Consider the following 15,834-nt stretch of genomic DNA (forward strand, 5'->3'; position numbering starts at 1 on the left):
GTTTTAATGTATAAACCAAGAAATCCTAATTTATCGTTTGATTGATTTTTCAGGGTCATAGTGATGGACTAAAATATTGTCAATAAGTGGTCGTTAATGCGAATATTTTGGTCATTATATGAGATTGAATTGCCCTTATTGATAAGATGCGTTTCCCCTGCACTTGCTCTCAAGCAACATTGCTCTAAATAAGGACTTATTTTTTGATTGTTTTCTAGTTTTAACTTTCGTGCTTGTTTTTCACTGACTGGCAATTCTCCAAGAATGCTTTTTATTATTCTTACTCTTCCCGATGAAGTTCCTGTTGCTTCTTTGAGAAAAAAACCCCTAATTCTGGCGTAATATATTCTAAAGTCTGCTAAGAATTGTTCTTTCAATTCCTGCTAAACTCTCTAATTCTTCAGTTTTTGCTTCTTGATATAGAATTCCGGCTATGGCTTTGAGATGCTCCTGGAGTTTTTTCTGATTAGCTGGTTCCATGATTGAGATGCTCCCTTGATTTCTTCCTTTATTTTCGCTGATTTTCACCCCTGTCTGCTAGTTCATCTGTTCTAACAAACTTGAAATGCTCCCACTCTCAAGTCCCAAAAGCGCAATGTTTTGGAGTTTATGACTCAAGCTGTTGTTGCGGCTCGTGGCTCTACAACTGTACCTTCTTTGCTTCCAGAAAATGCTACTTGTTCTGATGATTCTGACTTGTTGAAAGCTGCTTAATTTTATTGCTTGATTTTGGGGGTTGTTTTTCGTTTTCTTTACACCCTCTGAACGGTTACTAAAAATTTAACGTACACCATACTATTTAGTCTATAAAACCAACCTACAAAAAGTTATCAAATTTAACCAAATCACCAAACATCAAAACTTAATAACCATCTCAAACTCAGACAAAATCAGACTTTTACTACTTGCAGTTATCCACAAACAATGTTATTATCAAACATAATAAATTACATTTAGTCTAAAAATCAAATTCTCTTAATTCCCCAACCAAAAAACCTCAAATTAACGCACCTTTCCACCAACATAATCAAGTTCGGAGTAATCCCAAGAGTGCATTTGACGGAAAGGAAGACCCATCTTTTGGAAGACATACTTCTCTTTCACACCAGAAGCAACTAAGTCTGGCTTCAATGCTTTGATGAATTCTTCAAATTCGTAAGCGGTAACGTCGTCATAAACGATAGTTCCGTTTTCGATGTAGTTGGTAGTACGTTTGTAGTCGTCATTATGAGCGAACTCATAACCAGTACCAATCATCTTCATTCCTAAATCTTGGAAAGCGGGAACAACGTGACGAGGACGTAGACCACCAACCATCATTGCTACAGTCTTACCTTCCAAACGGGGGCGATATTTAGAAACGATCGCATCCATGGTAGGTTGGTACTTAGCAATTACTTTTTCAGCATTTGCTTGGATCTTCGCGTCAAACTTGGAAGCAATTTCACGTAAAGATGCAGCAATCTTGGTAGGACCGAAGAAATTATATTCTAACCAGGGTATACCATAAGCTTCTTCCATGTGACGGCTGATGTAGTTCATCGAGCGGTAACAGTGGATGAGGTTCATCTTCACGTTGGGGGTCATCAACATTTCGTTGATTGTACCATCACCAGACCATTGAGCAACAACGCGCAAACCGATTTCTTCTAATAAGATCCGGCTGGCCCAAGCGTCACCACCGATGTTGTAGTCACCAATGATGGCTACATCATAAGGAGTTCCTTCAAACTTCAATGTTCCGTCTTTCTTAGCTTGATCTGCTCTGGGGAATACCCAGTCACGAATCATGTCGTTAGCGATGTGGTGTCCTAAAGACTGAGACACACCACGGAAACCTTCGCAACGGACGGGAATAACTGGCTTACCAATTTTTTTGGAGGTGTTTCTAGCTACTGCTTCGATGTCATCCCCAATTAGACCGATAGGACATTCAGATTGAATAGAAACCCCACGATTCAAGGGGAATAATACATCTAATTCTTCAATTAACTTGGTGAGTTTCTTGTCTCCACCAAAAACGATGTCGCGTTCTTGGAAGTCGGAGGTGAAGTGCATAGTACCAAAGGTATCAATACCTGTTGTACCTAAGTAGTAGTTACGACGACCAGACCAAGACCAGTAACCGCAACCTACAGGACCGTGGCTGATGTGGATCATGTCCTTGATAGGACCCCAAACCACACCCTTAGAACCTGCGTAAGCACAACCACGAGCGGTCATTACACCAGGTAAGGATTTGATGTTAGATTTAACACCACAATCAGCCTTACCTTCTTCATATACATTTAAATGCTTCTCGCGCTTTTTAGCAGCTTTTTCGGGGTAAGCTTTCAGAACTTCTTTAACTAGTTCTTTTCTTTGTTCAACAATCTTCTTGTCATCTGGAGGAGTCATGTTCTGTCTCTCTTGCTCCTAAGGAACGGGTTAGGGATGGGGACTTGATGTCCCCTTTGCGAATGAAGGGAATTTTGGTTAAAGGTGAGAGCTTTTGATGTGCTGCTCTCTGCCTTTTTCCTGGTGCTAGAAAATTCTTTCTTCGTAGCGAATTATGCCTATTTAGCCAGCATTTTTGCAGCGTTTTCTTCGCTTTCGAGAATACCGAATTCAATCAACAATTCTTCCAACTCTTCCATTTCGATAGGTGTAGGAATGGTGAGGTTTTTGTTGTTAACGATTTTCTTCGCTAGTTCGCGGTATTCGTTAGCTTGTTTGCTATCAGGTGCATACTCGTTAACTGTCATCCGACGTAACTCAGCGTGTTGAACTATGTTATCGCGAGGAACATAGTGAATCATTTGGGTGTTCAAACGTGCAGCCAAGGTTTCGATTAATTCGATTTCTCGGTCTGTGTTACGGCTGTTACAGATCAAACCACCTAAACGAACTCCACCGGAGTGAGCATATTTAAGTACACCACGAGCGATGTTGTTTGCAGCGTACATCGCCATCATTTCACCAGAGGTAACGATGTAGATTTCTTGTGCTTTACCTTCACGGGAAAGAGTAATAACATGATTTTTATAGCCGGAAAATGTTTATTTTCTACAATGTTTGTCGCAATCATTGTCTAGGGTAAACAGTTTTTTTATTAGGGTAAATCTAGGGTATGGACAGAACACAGGAAGCATTTGCCGATTTTCACCAAACAGCTATCACGGACGGGGGATATTTAGGTAGAATGCAAGCAGTAGAAAATCAAGAAAATCACTTAACGGCAAAATTAACAACAGAATTAAAAGCAATTAATGCTAGACTAAGAGCCGCTAGGGTGAGTGTTTCTGTGAGAAAGTCTGGAAATTCATTACAGTTGAGAACTACTCTACCTATTAAACCAGGTGATGTTGATAAAAACGGTATCGGCACTAAACAATATGATATTTCTTTGGGGATACCATTTAGTTTTGATGGTTTAAATACGGCGGAAGAGGAAGCTAATGAATTAGGAAAATTGATTGCTAGAAAACAGTTTTCATGGACTGATAAATATTTAGGCAAAACTAGATTTAAAGCTAAGTTTCTCACAATCGGAGAGTTGGTTTCTGACTTTGAGCAAAACTATTTTCAAACCAGAAAACGTACTCTCAAAAGTAACAATACTTTTAATAGTTATTTCTATATTGCTAAAACACATTTACCAAAAGATAAATTAGCTATAAATGCTAATTTTATTGATGCTGTAAAATTCTGCACGTCATCGGATAGTGTGAAAAATGAATTAATTAAGGTAATTCGGGTGTTGTGTAAATGTTCTGGTGTAGAAGTTCCAGAATTAAGTAATTTAAAAATCAAGGCTATTTCTCAACGCAAACGGGATATACCCACTGACGCAGAGATAGAACAGGAATATCTCAAGTTTGAAAATTATGCTATTAATCGTTCTAGTAAGTTGATAACTAGAGAAGATAGAAATAATTGGAAATTGTGGAGATGGGTATATGGGATGTTAGCGACTTATGGATTAAGACCAATTGAAATTTTTGTTAATCCTGATTTAAATTGGTGGTTATCATCAGATAATACCATGAATACATGGCGAGTTAATGAAGAATGTAAAACAGGACAAAGGGAAGCTTTACCATTATATCCCCGTTGGGTGGAAACTTTTAATTTAAAAATGGATACAGAAGCAATTAATTTATTAAAAGCGAAAATCAAAGATAAAGTTACGAGTAGAGAAATCAACTCTGCGCGACATGGTACAGATAGATGGTTTAGATTTGTGGGAATTCCTTTTCAACCTTATGATTTACGGCATGGTTGGGCAATTAGAGCGCATTTAATGGGAATTCCAATTAAAGCTGCTGCTGATAATTTGGGTCATTCTGTGAATATGCACACATCCATTTATCAAAAGTGGTTTAGTTTGGAAAATCGTAAGGTTGCAATTGAGGAAGCGATTAAGAAAAAATCAAAAGTTGAAGATTTGCAAGATATAGTGATCAGATTGGAACAAGAAAATGAGAGGTTGAGAATTGAGAATGAAAGATTGAGGTTACAGATAGGAAATCAAGAGTTGATGAAAATGATTAATTAAAATTATAATCTGTAGGTTGGGTTAAGCAACAGCGCAACCCAACATCAAAACCCAAAATAATAATTAATGCTATAATCAATAAAATTACTTGGTATCATATCATGATGATTACTCAAGCACTAGAAGCACAACCCAACATATTGGAAGATATATCTGAAGAGATAATTTTTCCACTCAGTGACCTATATAGTGATGAACCTCCAGTGGAAACAGAACTGCATCTCGAACAAATAATGCTCTTAATAAAATCTCTCAAATGGTTATGGAAAGAGAGAACTGATTTTTATGCTGTCGGAAACCTGAGTATTTATTATAGTCCTAATCAAAAGAAATCAGAATATTTTAGAGGTCCAGATTTTTTCGTAGTTTTAGGAACAGAACGAAAAACTAGAAAAAGTTGGGTTGTGTGGGAAGAAAATGGCAAATATCCTAACCTGATTATAGAAATTCTTTCACCAACTACAGCTAAAACTGATAGAGGAACTAAAAAAGAACTTTATCAAGATATTTTCCGCACACCTGAATATTTTTTGTTTGATCCTTATACATTAGAGTTTGCAGGTTTTTATTTAATACATGGTAAATATCAACCTGTAGAACTTAATGAAAAAGGACATTTATGGAGTGAAGAATTAGGATTATATTTAGGGATTTTTCAGGGTTTATTAAGATATTTTACACCAGAGGGAACTTTAGTTCCGACACCCGAAGAAAGTGCGGAAATGGAAGCGGAAAAATCTCAACGTTTAGCAGCAAAATTAAGGGAGTTAAATATTGATCCAGATACTATTTAACCCACCATAACTGAAAATATCTGTTGGGTTGCGCTGTTGCTTAACCCAACCTACCTATTTCTTAAATGTTGCTCTAAATCTTCTAACTACAGATCCTCTTTCTTGATCTAAATAATCTTCAAAATCTACTAATGATAAACCTGCATCTACAAATTTCATTACTTGATCTTTAGTCAATGGATAAGGTACTTTTTCCAGTTGATCTTCTATATTTCTACCACGACAAATTACAAGTAATATACCATCAGGAGCAAGAAAATCTGCTATTAAAGAAATGGCTTGTGAACTTAATGTATGTGGTAATGCTTGCAGTGTATATGATTCTAAGACAAAATCAAAAGTTTGATTCCATTGGATAGGAGGATTTAACAAATCAGCAACTCTATACTCAACAGTAGAATTACGAAATCTATTTTTACACCATTCTATAGCTGAGGATGAGATATCAAAACCTGTGACTTTAAAACCACGTTGAGATAATTCTTCTGCGTCATCTCCCAAACCACAACCAATTGTTAATGCTGTTTTTCCCTGACCTTGAATATGATGATCATCTAACCATTGTACTAGGTTATGATTGGGTTTCATATCTGCCCAAGGAATAGCTTTACTATCATTATTAGCTTGAGAGTAAAGTTGTTCAAACCATTCTTTTGGTTTACCCGCTTCAATATATTGCTGGGCTAGATTTTGAACGTAAGCTCGATTTTCTGTCATATATTTATCATAAATCCCTATATTCCAGTTTATCAGCAATTACTCAATTAATGTTAAGCTAATAAAAATCAATCAACATAATTAATGCTATGGACATAAACATTAACATTGAACTTCCCAATGATGTTTTTTCTGCACTTCGTAGTAACCCAGAAACGTTTGTTAGGGAAATGCGTTTAGCTGCTGCTGTCAAATGGTATGAAGTTGGTATGGTTTCCCAATCTAAGGGTTCGGAAATCGCAGGAGTTAGCCGTCACGAATTTTTAGAAGCTCTCAATCGTTATCATGTTTCACCTTTTCAAGTAACTCCTGAAGAATTAGCTAAAGTTTCACAGGGATGCCACAAATAACTTTTTCTCACGGTCAGCAGCGAAAGCAAGACAAGCTTTAATATCTTCTGAAGTAAGTTCAGAAAAATCTTCGAGAATTTCGGCTTCTGTCATACCACCTGCAAGATATTCTAAAATATCATATACGGTTATTCGCATTCCTCGAATACAAGGTTTGCCGCTACGTTTACCAGGTTCAATGGTGATAATTTTGTGGTAGTCCATAAAATATTATAATTTATCCATCCTACATAATTATAGCAATAGCTCTCTCCACAACACCGGAAATGCGATTCCTACGGAGCGCTTCGCTATCGCAAACCTCACCGCAAGTATCGCTCTCAAACCACAACATCGGAAATGCGATAATCTTGATATCAGTCTTGCAGTAAACCCAAATCTGGTAAATTATTAACAATTTCCAGCGTTTCTAAACTCACAGTAATTATCTGTTTAATTAACCTCACAATATATTCTTCATCATCAAGACGATTTGGATCATTTGTAATTCCGCTACGTTTATCTGTGCTAACTTGATATTGGTCTATTATCCAATCTAATGCGGAACGGTTGCCTAAGCGATATTCAAATACTTCTGAGGGTATACCTGTTAAGGTGAGAAAGTCGTTATATTTGATTTGGGTTTTATCTTTAGAAAGGCGCATTTTTTCCACACGCCAATCAATGGGTAAGTCTTTATTTTCTAAATGTTTAAGGCGATATTCTGGCTGTTTTTCATAGTTAACATGAATTTCTGCTAGTCGTTTTCCGGCTTCTGCAAAAGGATGAAATTCTGGTGCAAAGGGAATGCGGGGAAGTTCTCGTTTTAGGTTTGCTGCGTAGCGTTCCCGGTAGTGGGGATGATGAAGAACGGAGTATATATAGTAGAAAATATCCCATTTGTTAATTGTGTTATCTTGGTAATGGTTGCGATATTTTTCTAATGCCCAATCTGTAATGTTTTCTTGGCGGTTTGTTCCGTCTTCGTCGTAGGTGTAAAAGGGAAAAGATTGAGTTTGTCTACCACCATAATGGAGACAGGGAATACAGTTAATTATTTGTGCAGAAAATGGAATTTGAGCTTCATTTACAACACATATAACATAATTTTCTGCTTCCACTAAAGGTATTGGAAATATTTTAGGAAGCTGACCTCTTCTATGGTTCAAAACAGCATCAAAATAAAGATATTGACGACTAAAAGGTCTATACAAAGATGTTCTAATTTTTGATGAATCAAATTCGGTAGATACACCAGCCTTTAATAATTCCTTTAATCTACTACTCCATTTAATTTTTTGATCATCATACAAAACAAATGAGTCTATATCTTTGTCTGATTGTCCTCTTCTACTCCATTTAAAAACTTGTTGGTTATAAGTTTCAATAAAAATATCTATATTTTTGCTTAAATCATCAATTTGATAATTGTAAACCCAATTATCTCTATTGCTATTGATGCCTAAGCTGTAAATTGAAAAAATTGCGGAAGGATTTAAAGATTGAGATTTTGTCTCTTTATTACCCATCGGTAAAAAATTATCATAATCAGCTTTAAGCTCTTTGGTTAGCCATGTGTATTTACTATCGGGCTTAATTTCCTCCCAAGAAATACCAACTATTGAAATAGCATTTTCAATTATTGAAAATTTTTCTTTTCTGGTAGCCCTAAAATCAACCTCAGAGTAAAAAATTTTAATAGGTTCAGATTCAGTATTCTTTTTCTTAATAAATATATTAATTGAAATACCTACCATTGCAGCTAATCCAAAGACAGTATGTTCTTCACCTAAAGGGATTCCATCTCTCATAGAATCCTTCCTAATATCTCCATGCAAATTTAGAATGTAGATTCTTGAAAAATCTTTTGATAAATGTTTTCTTACACCATCAAAGGAAATTTGATCTAGAAACCCATTGTTAGTTACAAATGCTATAATACCCTCATCTTCTATACGATCAGATGCCAATCTTATAGCTTTTACATAAGGATCATTTAGCTTATTAGTGCTAGAGGCTTTTGAATCTTTAGAGTATGTTTCTGAAATTCTCTTGTCTAAAATCTTATATTTACGGTTCTTATTATTATCATTTTCGTTAACTTGATTGGCATTATATGGTGGATTTCCTAAAATTATAAAAATTTTAGTTTGTTTCTGTTTTTCAAGTCTGGCTGTATTTTCAGGAACAAAAAGGGATAATTGCTGACTCTCAGCTAACTCAAAAGTATCTACATAACAAATACCTTCAAAAGATTTATATTCTCCTGCTTGCTCAAAATACTCATGTTCAATATTCATCGAAGCAATATAATAAGGCAACAACATCACCTCATTACAATGTAATTCATGTTCATATTTATAAGGTAAAGCTGATTTTTGAATTTCTGCAATTTCTCGCATTACCCGAATAATAAAATTACCTGTTCCCACAAACGGATCAAGAATATGTACACCTTTATCAACTAACGACTTACCAAACTCTCTTTGTAAAATATCCTCAATACTTTTCACCATAAAATTAACAATGGGTTGAGGAGTATAAACAATTCCATGAGTATCCGCAACCTTTACAGAAAAACCTTGAAAAAACCGCTCATAAATAGTATTCAAAAAATGCTGTTTTTGAGAAAAATCATCAATGGTTGCGGCGGTTTCTTCAATTGCACCATAAAACCGATCTAAACTACTTAAAAAATGAATACGACTAAAAGATTTAGAGGTTAAAGCATTAATTACTTTTTCAATTTCTACCGCAATAATATTCCGTTGAGCAAAATCAGGATTATTAAACACACTTCTAAAAATGCGCTCAGTCAATAAATGTTGAATTAACATTTCCTCAACTGCTGCTTCTGAAAGATTGGGATTAATTGACTGACGACAAAGTTGTAAAAAATCGGCAAAAGCATCAATAAACTTTTTATTTTTCTTACCCTGTTCTCGAATTAATTGTAATAAAGCTGTAGCGTGTTCCTTAACCCGAAATCCAAACTCATCAGCCGCTTTTTCCCATTGTTCAATAGCTGGAGGACGATATTCAAAAAACTGCCGCACAACATCCACTAAATTTTGTGGTTTAGTAATATCTTCATCCATTACCAGTTTACCGTCTTGGTAAAGAATCGCCCTTTCCGGTTGTTGGAAAATAATGTTATCTTTAGGATAATTAACAGCTAACTTTTTCTGTACTTCTTTCTTTAAATTGTCCTTACTATCCTTAGCTTCCCAATAAGCACGAGGCAAGTTAAAATCATCAACTAAAGCCCCATCAACACGAAGCGGTTGTTTTTTCGGTCTTTTAATAGCATACTCTTGGACAAGAGTCCATTTAAACTGTTGACAGCAAGACTCAAGCAACTTTTGAAAAGCAGCTTTTACCGCAGTTTCATGAACCACACCCAATTTTTTAAAATTTTCTAACTCTTCGTAATATTGCTTAATAGGTTTGTGAGTTGGTTTGAGATTAAGACTAGACATATAATTAAAAGTGACGTAATATTAGCATATTATACAGAATAATTTTGATATTATTACTTGGCTTGCAAAAGTATAAAAATTTAATATTTTTCTCTCTGCGTCTCTGCGTGAGGTAACAGACTTATCAAAAATCATGTATATCTCTTGACAGTAGGGATAAAATAGGGTAAATAAAAGAATAAAAACAAAACAAAAACCCCATTTTCCCAAAAATTACCAGGGCAAAAATAGGGCATAAAAAATAAAAGTTTCCAACCAATAGTATTAACAAAAACCCTAGACAAAATAGCTTAATCTTCACGGATAGGCATAGCAAAACCACCACATACAACGTCACCTAATACGTCGTAAGATACGAAATCTAAGTCTGTGTAAGCACCGTTTTCTTCTAGGAAGTTAATAGCGGTGATAATACCACGACCAGCACAACCAACACCGGGTTCTGGACCACCAGATTCCACGCATTTAACGTCGCGGAAACCTTTGAGCATTACTTCATGAAGTTCTAAATCTTCAACAGCACCTCTTTCAGCAGCCAAGTGCAATACGGTGGTTTGAGCCTTGGAGTGAAGCATCAAACGGGTAGAGTCAGCTTTAGGGTCGCAACCTACGATCATGATGCGTTGACCCATTTCAGCCATAGCTGCAAGGGTATTTTGAGAAGTGGTAGATTTACCGATACCGCCCTTGCCGTAGAAAGCTATCTGTCTAATTTTTTCTTCAGTCATTGTTCGTGTTTCCTAGAATTGGTTGGTTTGTCTTTTGGTTCTCACGGCCAAGTTCTACGGCAGTGAGCGTTTGTAGAACGTCGCTATGGAGGGGTTTATGTCCCGCCGGAGGCGATCGCTCTACCAAACATAGAATCAGTGTTGAGTGCATTGTATTTATGAGGTTGTGAGAATTGTTTGTCAGTTGTCAATTGTCAATTATCAATTGTCAATTGTTTTCTAAACTGCTTCGACGATGATTTCTTTGCTGATGCGATCGCGTAATCTCGCTTCAATCGCAATCTTTAAAGTTGCAGTGCTGCTAGAACATGAACCGCAAGCACCTTGGAGAATTACTTTAACTTTATCGCCTTCTACATCATAAAGTTCTACATCTCCCCCGTCGGCGATTAAAACGGGTCGGACTTCTTCATCTAATACTTTTTGAATCAGGGCAATTTTTTGAACTGTAGTTAATGGTCTTTGTTGCCCTGAACTAGGAATTTCTGTAGTAGGTTTCGCGCCGTAGCTGTTGAGATTTTGTTTGGCGGCTTCCTGCTTTACTTCTCTTATTATATCATCAATCTTCGTTAAACAAGAACCGCATCCGCCACCAGCTTTTACATAATTTGTTACCTGCTCTGCACTGAAGAGATTATTTTGAGCAACAGCCTTTCTAATTTTAGTATCTGTGATCCCAAAACAGCTACAAATTAGGACACCTTCATCATCGTCATTATGGACAGCTAAAGGAATACCTCTATAATTAAATATAGCAGCTTCTAAAGCTTCTTGACCCATGACTGAACAGTGCATTTTTGCTTCAGGTAAACCACCTAAATAATCAGCGATTTCCTTATTTGTAACTTGCAAAGCTTCATCTAAAGTCAAACCTTTAACCATTTCAGTTAAAGCACTGGAAGAAGCGATCGCACTTGTACAACCAAAAGTTTGAAAACGAGCATCAAGAATCTTATCAGATGCAACTTCCACTTTTAAATGTAATCTTAAAGCATCACCACAAGCAATACTTCCGACTTCACCAGTTGCCAGTTTCACACCAGCTTCGCCAGTTTCTTCAATTGCACCCTGGTTTTTAGGATCGTAAAATAACTCTAATACTTTATCAGTGTAGTCCCACATAATTGATTTTGGATTTTGGATTTTAGATTTTGGATGTTAGATTGGCAATTCGTAATTTTCGATTGGTCAGCAGTCAATTTTTATTTACTACTGACCACTGTACGGGCGAAGCATTCGGGCGACTAATTATCAATTTTTATCTAAGGCTATTTTCCGAATGCTTCGCCCCTACGACTACTGACTGTTGTTGTAACCAATCGGCATTATCATTTTTGAAGGGAGATAAAGCCCGGAGACGGTCAACAATTTCCGGCATTACAGCTATTACTTGATCAATTTCCGCTTCTGTTGTGTAGCGAGAAAGACTGAAGCGAATTGAACCATGTAAAGTCGTGTAGGGTAAACCCATAGCTCGTAAAACATGAGAAGGTTCAAGAGAACCAGAAGTACAAGCAGAACCAGAAGAAGCACAAATACCGTACTTATTTAAAGAGAGCAAAATTGCTTCACCTTCAATATATTTGAAACCGATATTTGTAGTATTTGGCAATCTATTTTTGATATCACCATTTACTTCACAATCGGAAATTTTAGCCAGAAGAGTTTGTTCCAAATAATCACGCAACTTTCTTTCTTTAGTAGTTGCCTGTTCTATATGTAGCTTTTCCAATTCCGCAGCTTTGCCCAAAGCAATAATTCCGGGAACGTTCTCTGTACCTGCTCTGCGTCCCCGTTCTTGGTGTCCACCAACTAATAAAGGACGGAATCGAACTCCACGTCTAACATACAAAGCACCAATACCTTTAGGAGCATGAATTTTGTGACCAGATATAGTTAACATATCTATGGTGCTGGTCTTCATATTCAAGGGTATTTTGCCTACCGCTTGCACTGCATCAACGTGGAAGATTGCTCCATATTCTTTAACCATAGCACCAATTTCTTCAATTGGAAAAATAGTGCCGGTTTCATTATTGGCATACATCATTGTCACCAATGCAGTGTTACCAGTTAGAGAAGCTTCTAACTCGTTCAAATCCATTTGTCCCTTAGCATTTACTGACAAATAGGTAACTTGATAACCTTTAGATTCTAATTGTTTGCAGACATTTAAAACTGCTGGATGTTCTACTTGGGAAGTGATGATGTGACGTTTTTCGGGTTGAGCTAATAATGCAGCATGAATAGCAGCATTATCACCTTCAGTTCCGCAACTGGTAAAAATAATTTCTGATTCTTCTGCTCCAAGTAAAGCAGCAACTTGTTCTCTGGCTGTTTTTACAGCTTTACCAAGTTGTCCACCAAAACTGTGCATACTAGAAGGATTGGCATAGTAGTCCGTCAAATAAGGCATCATTGCCTCTACAACTTGAGGATCTATTTTAGTGGTGGCATTATTATCAAGATAGATGCAATTATTTTGCATGGTTTTCTCTATAAAAGTATAAAGTGGTAAAGAAGGAGTCAGGGGGAGAGGGGCAGGGGAGCAGGGGAGCAGAGGGGCAGAGGGGCAGGGGAGAATATTTATCTTTCCTATTTCCTATTAACTGTCACCTGTCACCTGTCCCCTGTCACCTATATAACTACTTGTCCTTGATGCTTTTGCAACTGTTCGGAGAACTTCTGAGAATAAGAGTTATACCAATTTTCCCAGTAGTCTTGTTTTTTTGTTAACTTTGCTAAGACACGGTTGTAATTAGCAAACCAACTTTCCCAATAATCACTAGGTTGTTTAACGCAACCATTAGCAGTAGGACAACTGGCTTTACATTGAGGTACAGTGTGAATACTACCAGCGCAGTTTGTGCAAAGTTTAGAGTCAATCCAGTAATTACCGTCACCTTCTTTAATTGCACCGGTAGGACAAACAGATAAACACAACTTGCAGGAAATACACTGGCTAGTAATTTTGTAAGCCATGATTATTTACCTTGGTGTGAATTGGTGAATTGGTAACAGGTAATTGGTGATTGGTGATTGGAAAATATTACCCATTACCAATTACCTTTTACCCATTAGCCTTAACATATTCCTCGTAAAATTCTAAAGCAACCTTTTCAATTACGTCGTAGGCTTCAACAGTTTGGATTCCTGCTGCTTCTAATTTTTCTTTGGGACAATTGCCTATTTTCGATACTAAGACTGCTTTACAATCTGCGATCGCTTTCATTATATTGTCTGCGGTAGCTTCTTCGCTGTAACCACCTTGACAGTATTGATCAATCTTCCGATGACTGATAAAGCGCACTTCATTACCATCAACTTCATAAATTTGAAATTCTTTGGCGTGTCCGAAGTGTTGGTTAACTAATCCACCGCCTTTTGTCGCTACTGCAACTAGGATTTTAGGTTTGTTTTGTAGAGATTTACCATCATTATTCTCTACAGAATTGGCTTTAGCTTTGTCTTTGGCTGCCTTAATTTCTTCTCTAAATTTCTCAATACCTTCGTGAACTTCTTGACGGGTTTCAAAGTTATATTCTGGAGCCATTTCCATGAATTTATCTTTAGTAAATTCTTGGCTACGATCTTCTCCTAATAATCCTACCGCATCGGCTCGACACTGGCGACAGTGGCGCATCATTTTCATGTTACCAGAGCAATTGTCTTGGACTTCTTTCAGTTCTTTTCCTGTTGGTCCACGTTGACCAGTTAAACCAAAATGAGTACCATGTTCTGGTGCAGAAATCAGCGGCATGATGTTGTGTAAGAATGCTCCTCTTTCACGAATAGCCTTGTTAACTTCTACCAAATGTTGATCATTAACTCCAGGAATCATCACGGAATTAACTTTGCATAAGATATCAGCTTCTTTGAGAGCTTGCAATCCTTCTAACTGCTTTTCTAGAAGAATTTTTGCTCCTTCAACCCCTCTATAACGTTTGCGTTTATAGTGAACCCAAGAATAGATTTGTGCGCCTATTTCGGGGTCAATGGTATTAAGGGTGATAGTAACGTGATCTATATTTAATTGTTTGATGCGATCGATATATTCGGTGAGCATCAAACCGTTAGTTGATAAGCACAATTTAATATCTGGTGCTTTGTCTGCAATTAATTCAAAAGTCCGAAAAGTTTTTTCTGGATTAGCCAAAGGATCACCAGGACCAGCAACTCCTAATACAGTCATTTGGGGAATTTTTCCGGCAATTACTAACACTTTATGTGCAGCTTCTTCCGGTGTGAGCAGTTCACTCACTACTCCAGGACGACTTTCGTTAGCGCAGTCATACTTGCGGTTACAATAGTTACATTGAATATTGCAAGCTGGAGCAACAGCAACGTGCATCCGTGCATAGTGATGATGAGCCTCTTCACTATAACAAGGGTGTTTAGAAATGCGTTCTATGAGTTTTTCATCCATTTCTGGAGTTGTGCTGCTGTCGCAACCACAAGCAGCAGATGTAGCCGGGCTGATAATGATATCCTGATTTTCGGAGGTGAGAATGTCTATAGCAGGTAGTGTCATTGAATTTCGCAAGTTCGGTGGACTAGAGGGCCACTGTGGGAGATGCTGTTACTACTGCCAATGTCTGGAAATTGAATAAGCTGTATACAGCCGTAACTTCAATTTACTTGGACATGGTGCTATCTCATCCCTCCACTCACTTTTGGCTGCTAACTTTGTTAAGGAGCGTTAAGTGATTGGCGATAAATGATTTATAGCAGTCCGTTCTTTAGCCGTTGCTGGGTTTATCTGGGATAGAACTTATTGGATTTATTAGTTTTGTACTCAAATTCTAAAATCCTTGTATTGCAACCATAAAAAAATTAAAAAAACTTTTTTTGGGTAGGGGTACGAGTATTTATAGTGAGGGGTACTAGTATTTATAGTGAGGGGTTCAGGATTTCTTTGTACTCATCTAAAACTCAATACCTGTCAGGATTTGAGCTATATTTTCATCGGGTTTTTCTAATATTCAACTGTACTCAAGTTTCCCGCAAATTCTCCTGAAAACTCTGGTTTGTCAGGGATTTAAGGGTAAAAAACTGGAGTAGAATCAACCTGATTACTCCAGATACGTGCGAAATTCAATTCTGTATACAACCTATCATTTATTTTTCGCATAAAAATGCAATTTATCTTTTCTTAATTTTTCTATTTTTCATGATACAAAACATAGCTAGATCCTGACTATATCAGGAATGTAGCATTGAAAAAACATCTATCTTAATGCAGATCATTTT

13 protein-coding genes and 2 pseudogenes are annotated in these 15,834 nt (G+C 36.9%); 3 read left to right on the forward strand and 12 right to left on the reverse strand.

The genetic code is table 11. From position 1 onward, the window contains the following. Positions 1 to 68 precede the first annotated feature (68 nt). The 4 genes and pseudogenes from FJR04_RS26685 to nifH form a co-directional block, all read right to left on the reverse strand. Entirely contained in the window at positions 69 to 377 is a 309-nt protein-coding gene (locus FJR04_RS26685) for a hypothetical protein (RefSeq protein WP_168498162.1), read from the reverse strand. Beyond that, positions 349 to 480 carry a hypothetical protein gene (locus FJR04_RS26690; protein ID WP_371418290.1) on the reverse strand — a complete coding sequence of 44 codons (132 nt, stop codon included), beginning with the start codon at positions 478 to 480 and terminating at the stop codon, positions 349 to 351. Before FJR04_RS26690 ends, FJR04_RS26685 begins: the two co-directional genes overlap by 29 nt. Positions 481 to 1,002: 522 nt before the next feature. Next, positions 1,003 to 2,397 carry a nitrogenase molybdenum-iron protein alpha chain gene (gene nifD / locus FJR04_RS20325; protein ID WP_168498164.1) on the reverse strand — a complete coding sequence of 465 codons (1,395 nt, stop codon included), beginning with the start codon at positions 2,395 to 2,397 and terminating at the stop codon, positions 1,003 to 1,005. 158 nt (positions 2,398 to 2,555) lie between these two features. Beyond that, positions 2,556 to 2,999, reverse strand: a pseudogene (gene nifH, locus FJR04_RS20330) (nitrogenase reductase); the annotation flags it as partial. Between the two features lie 110 nt (positions 3,000 to 3,109). On the opposite strand from nifH, the gene FJR04_RS20335 reads away from it, so the two are divergent. Beyond that, on the forward strand, positions 3,110 to 4,537 hold the full coding sequence (locus FJR04_RS20335) for an integrase (RefSeq protein ID WP_168498167.1): 1,428 nt from the start codon (positions 3,110 to 3,112) through the stop codon (positions 4,535 to 4,537). Between the two features lie 101 nt (positions 4,538 to 4,638). Beyond that, a complete protein-coding gene (locus FJR04_RS20340; protein ID WP_168498169.1) occupies positions 4,639 to 5,331 on the forward strand; it encodes a Uma2 family endonuclease in 693 nt (230 codons plus the stop codon). 54 nt (positions 5,332 to 5,385) lie between these two features. On the opposite strand, the gene FJR04_RS20345 is transcribed toward FJR04_RS20340, so the two are convergent. Beyond that, positions 5,386 to 6,048 (reverse strand): bifunctional 2-polyprenyl-6-hydroxyphenol methylase/3-demethylubiquinol 3-O-methyltransferase UbiG, encoded by a 663-nt coding sequence (locus FJR04_RS20345; RefSeq protein ID WP_168498171.1) that lies wholly within the window; start codon positions 6,046 to 6,048, stop codon positions 5,386 to 5,388. Between the two features lie 89 nt (positions 6,049 to 6,137). Between FJR04_RS20345 and FJR04_RS20350 the strand changes: the two genes are divergently transcribed. Next, positions 6,138 to 6,398, forward strand: coding sequence for a UPF0175 family protein (locus FJR04_RS20350; RefSeq protein WP_168498173.1), 261 nt, complete (start codon positions 6,138 to 6,140; stop codon positions 6,396 to 6,398). Here the strand turns inward: FJR04_RS20350 and FJR04_RS20355 are convergent. The 7 genes and pseudogenes from FJR04_RS20355 to nifB form a co-directional block, all read right to left on the reverse strand. Next, on the reverse strand, positions 6,378 to 6,602 hold the full coding sequence (locus FJR04_RS20355; RefSeq protein ID WP_168358392.1) for a DUF433 domain-containing protein: 225 nt from the start codon (positions 6,600 to 6,602) through the stop codon (positions 6,378 to 6,380). The genes FJR04_RS20350 and FJR04_RS20355 overlap by 21 nt on opposite strands. 152 nt (positions 6,603 to 6,754) lie before the next feature. Further along, positions 6,755 to 9,856, reverse strand: a complete 3,102-nt coding sequence (locus FJR04_RS20360; RefSeq protein WP_168498175.1) for a type ISP restriction/modification enzyme — start codon at positions 9,854 to 9,856, stop codon at positions 6,755 to 6,757. 296 nt (positions 9,857 to 10,152) lie between these two features. Then, positions 10,153 to 10,584, reverse strand: a pseudogene (locus FJR04_RS20365) (AAA family ATPase); the annotation flags it as partial. Positions 10,585 to 10,803: 219 nt separating this feature from the next. Continuing rightward, entirely contained in the window at positions 10,804 to 11,706 is a 903-nt protein-coding gene (gene nifU, locus FJR04_RS20370; protein WP_168498179.1) for a Fe-S cluster assembly protein NifU, read from the reverse strand. Positions 11,707 to 11,842: 136 nt separating this feature from the next. Continuing rightward, entirely contained in the window at positions 11,843 to 13,072 is a 1,230-nt protein-coding gene (nifS, locus tag FJR04_RS20375; protein ID WP_168498181.1) for a cysteine desulfurase NifS, read from the reverse strand. Positions 13,073 to 13,221: 149 nt separating this feature from the next. Then, positions 13,222 to 13,566, reverse strand: a complete 345-nt coding sequence (locus FJR04_RS20380) for a DUF362 domain-containing protein (RefSeq protein ID WP_168498183.1) — start codon at positions 13,564 to 13,566, stop codon at positions 13,222 to 13,224. Positions 13,567 to 13,654: 88 nt separating this feature from the next. Beyond that, entirely contained in the window at positions 13,655 to 15,115 is a 1,461-nt protein-coding gene (nifB, locus tag FJR04_RS20385) for a nitrogenase cofactor biosynthesis protein NifB (protein ID WP_168498185.1), read from the reverse strand. Positions 15,116 to 15,834: the final 719 nt, after the last annotated feature.

The sequence above is a fragment of the Anabaena sp. UHCC 0204 genome (assembly GCF_009711975.1).
GTDB lineage: Bacteria > Cyanobacteriota > Cyanobacteriia > Cyanobacteriales > Nostocaceae > Dolichospermum.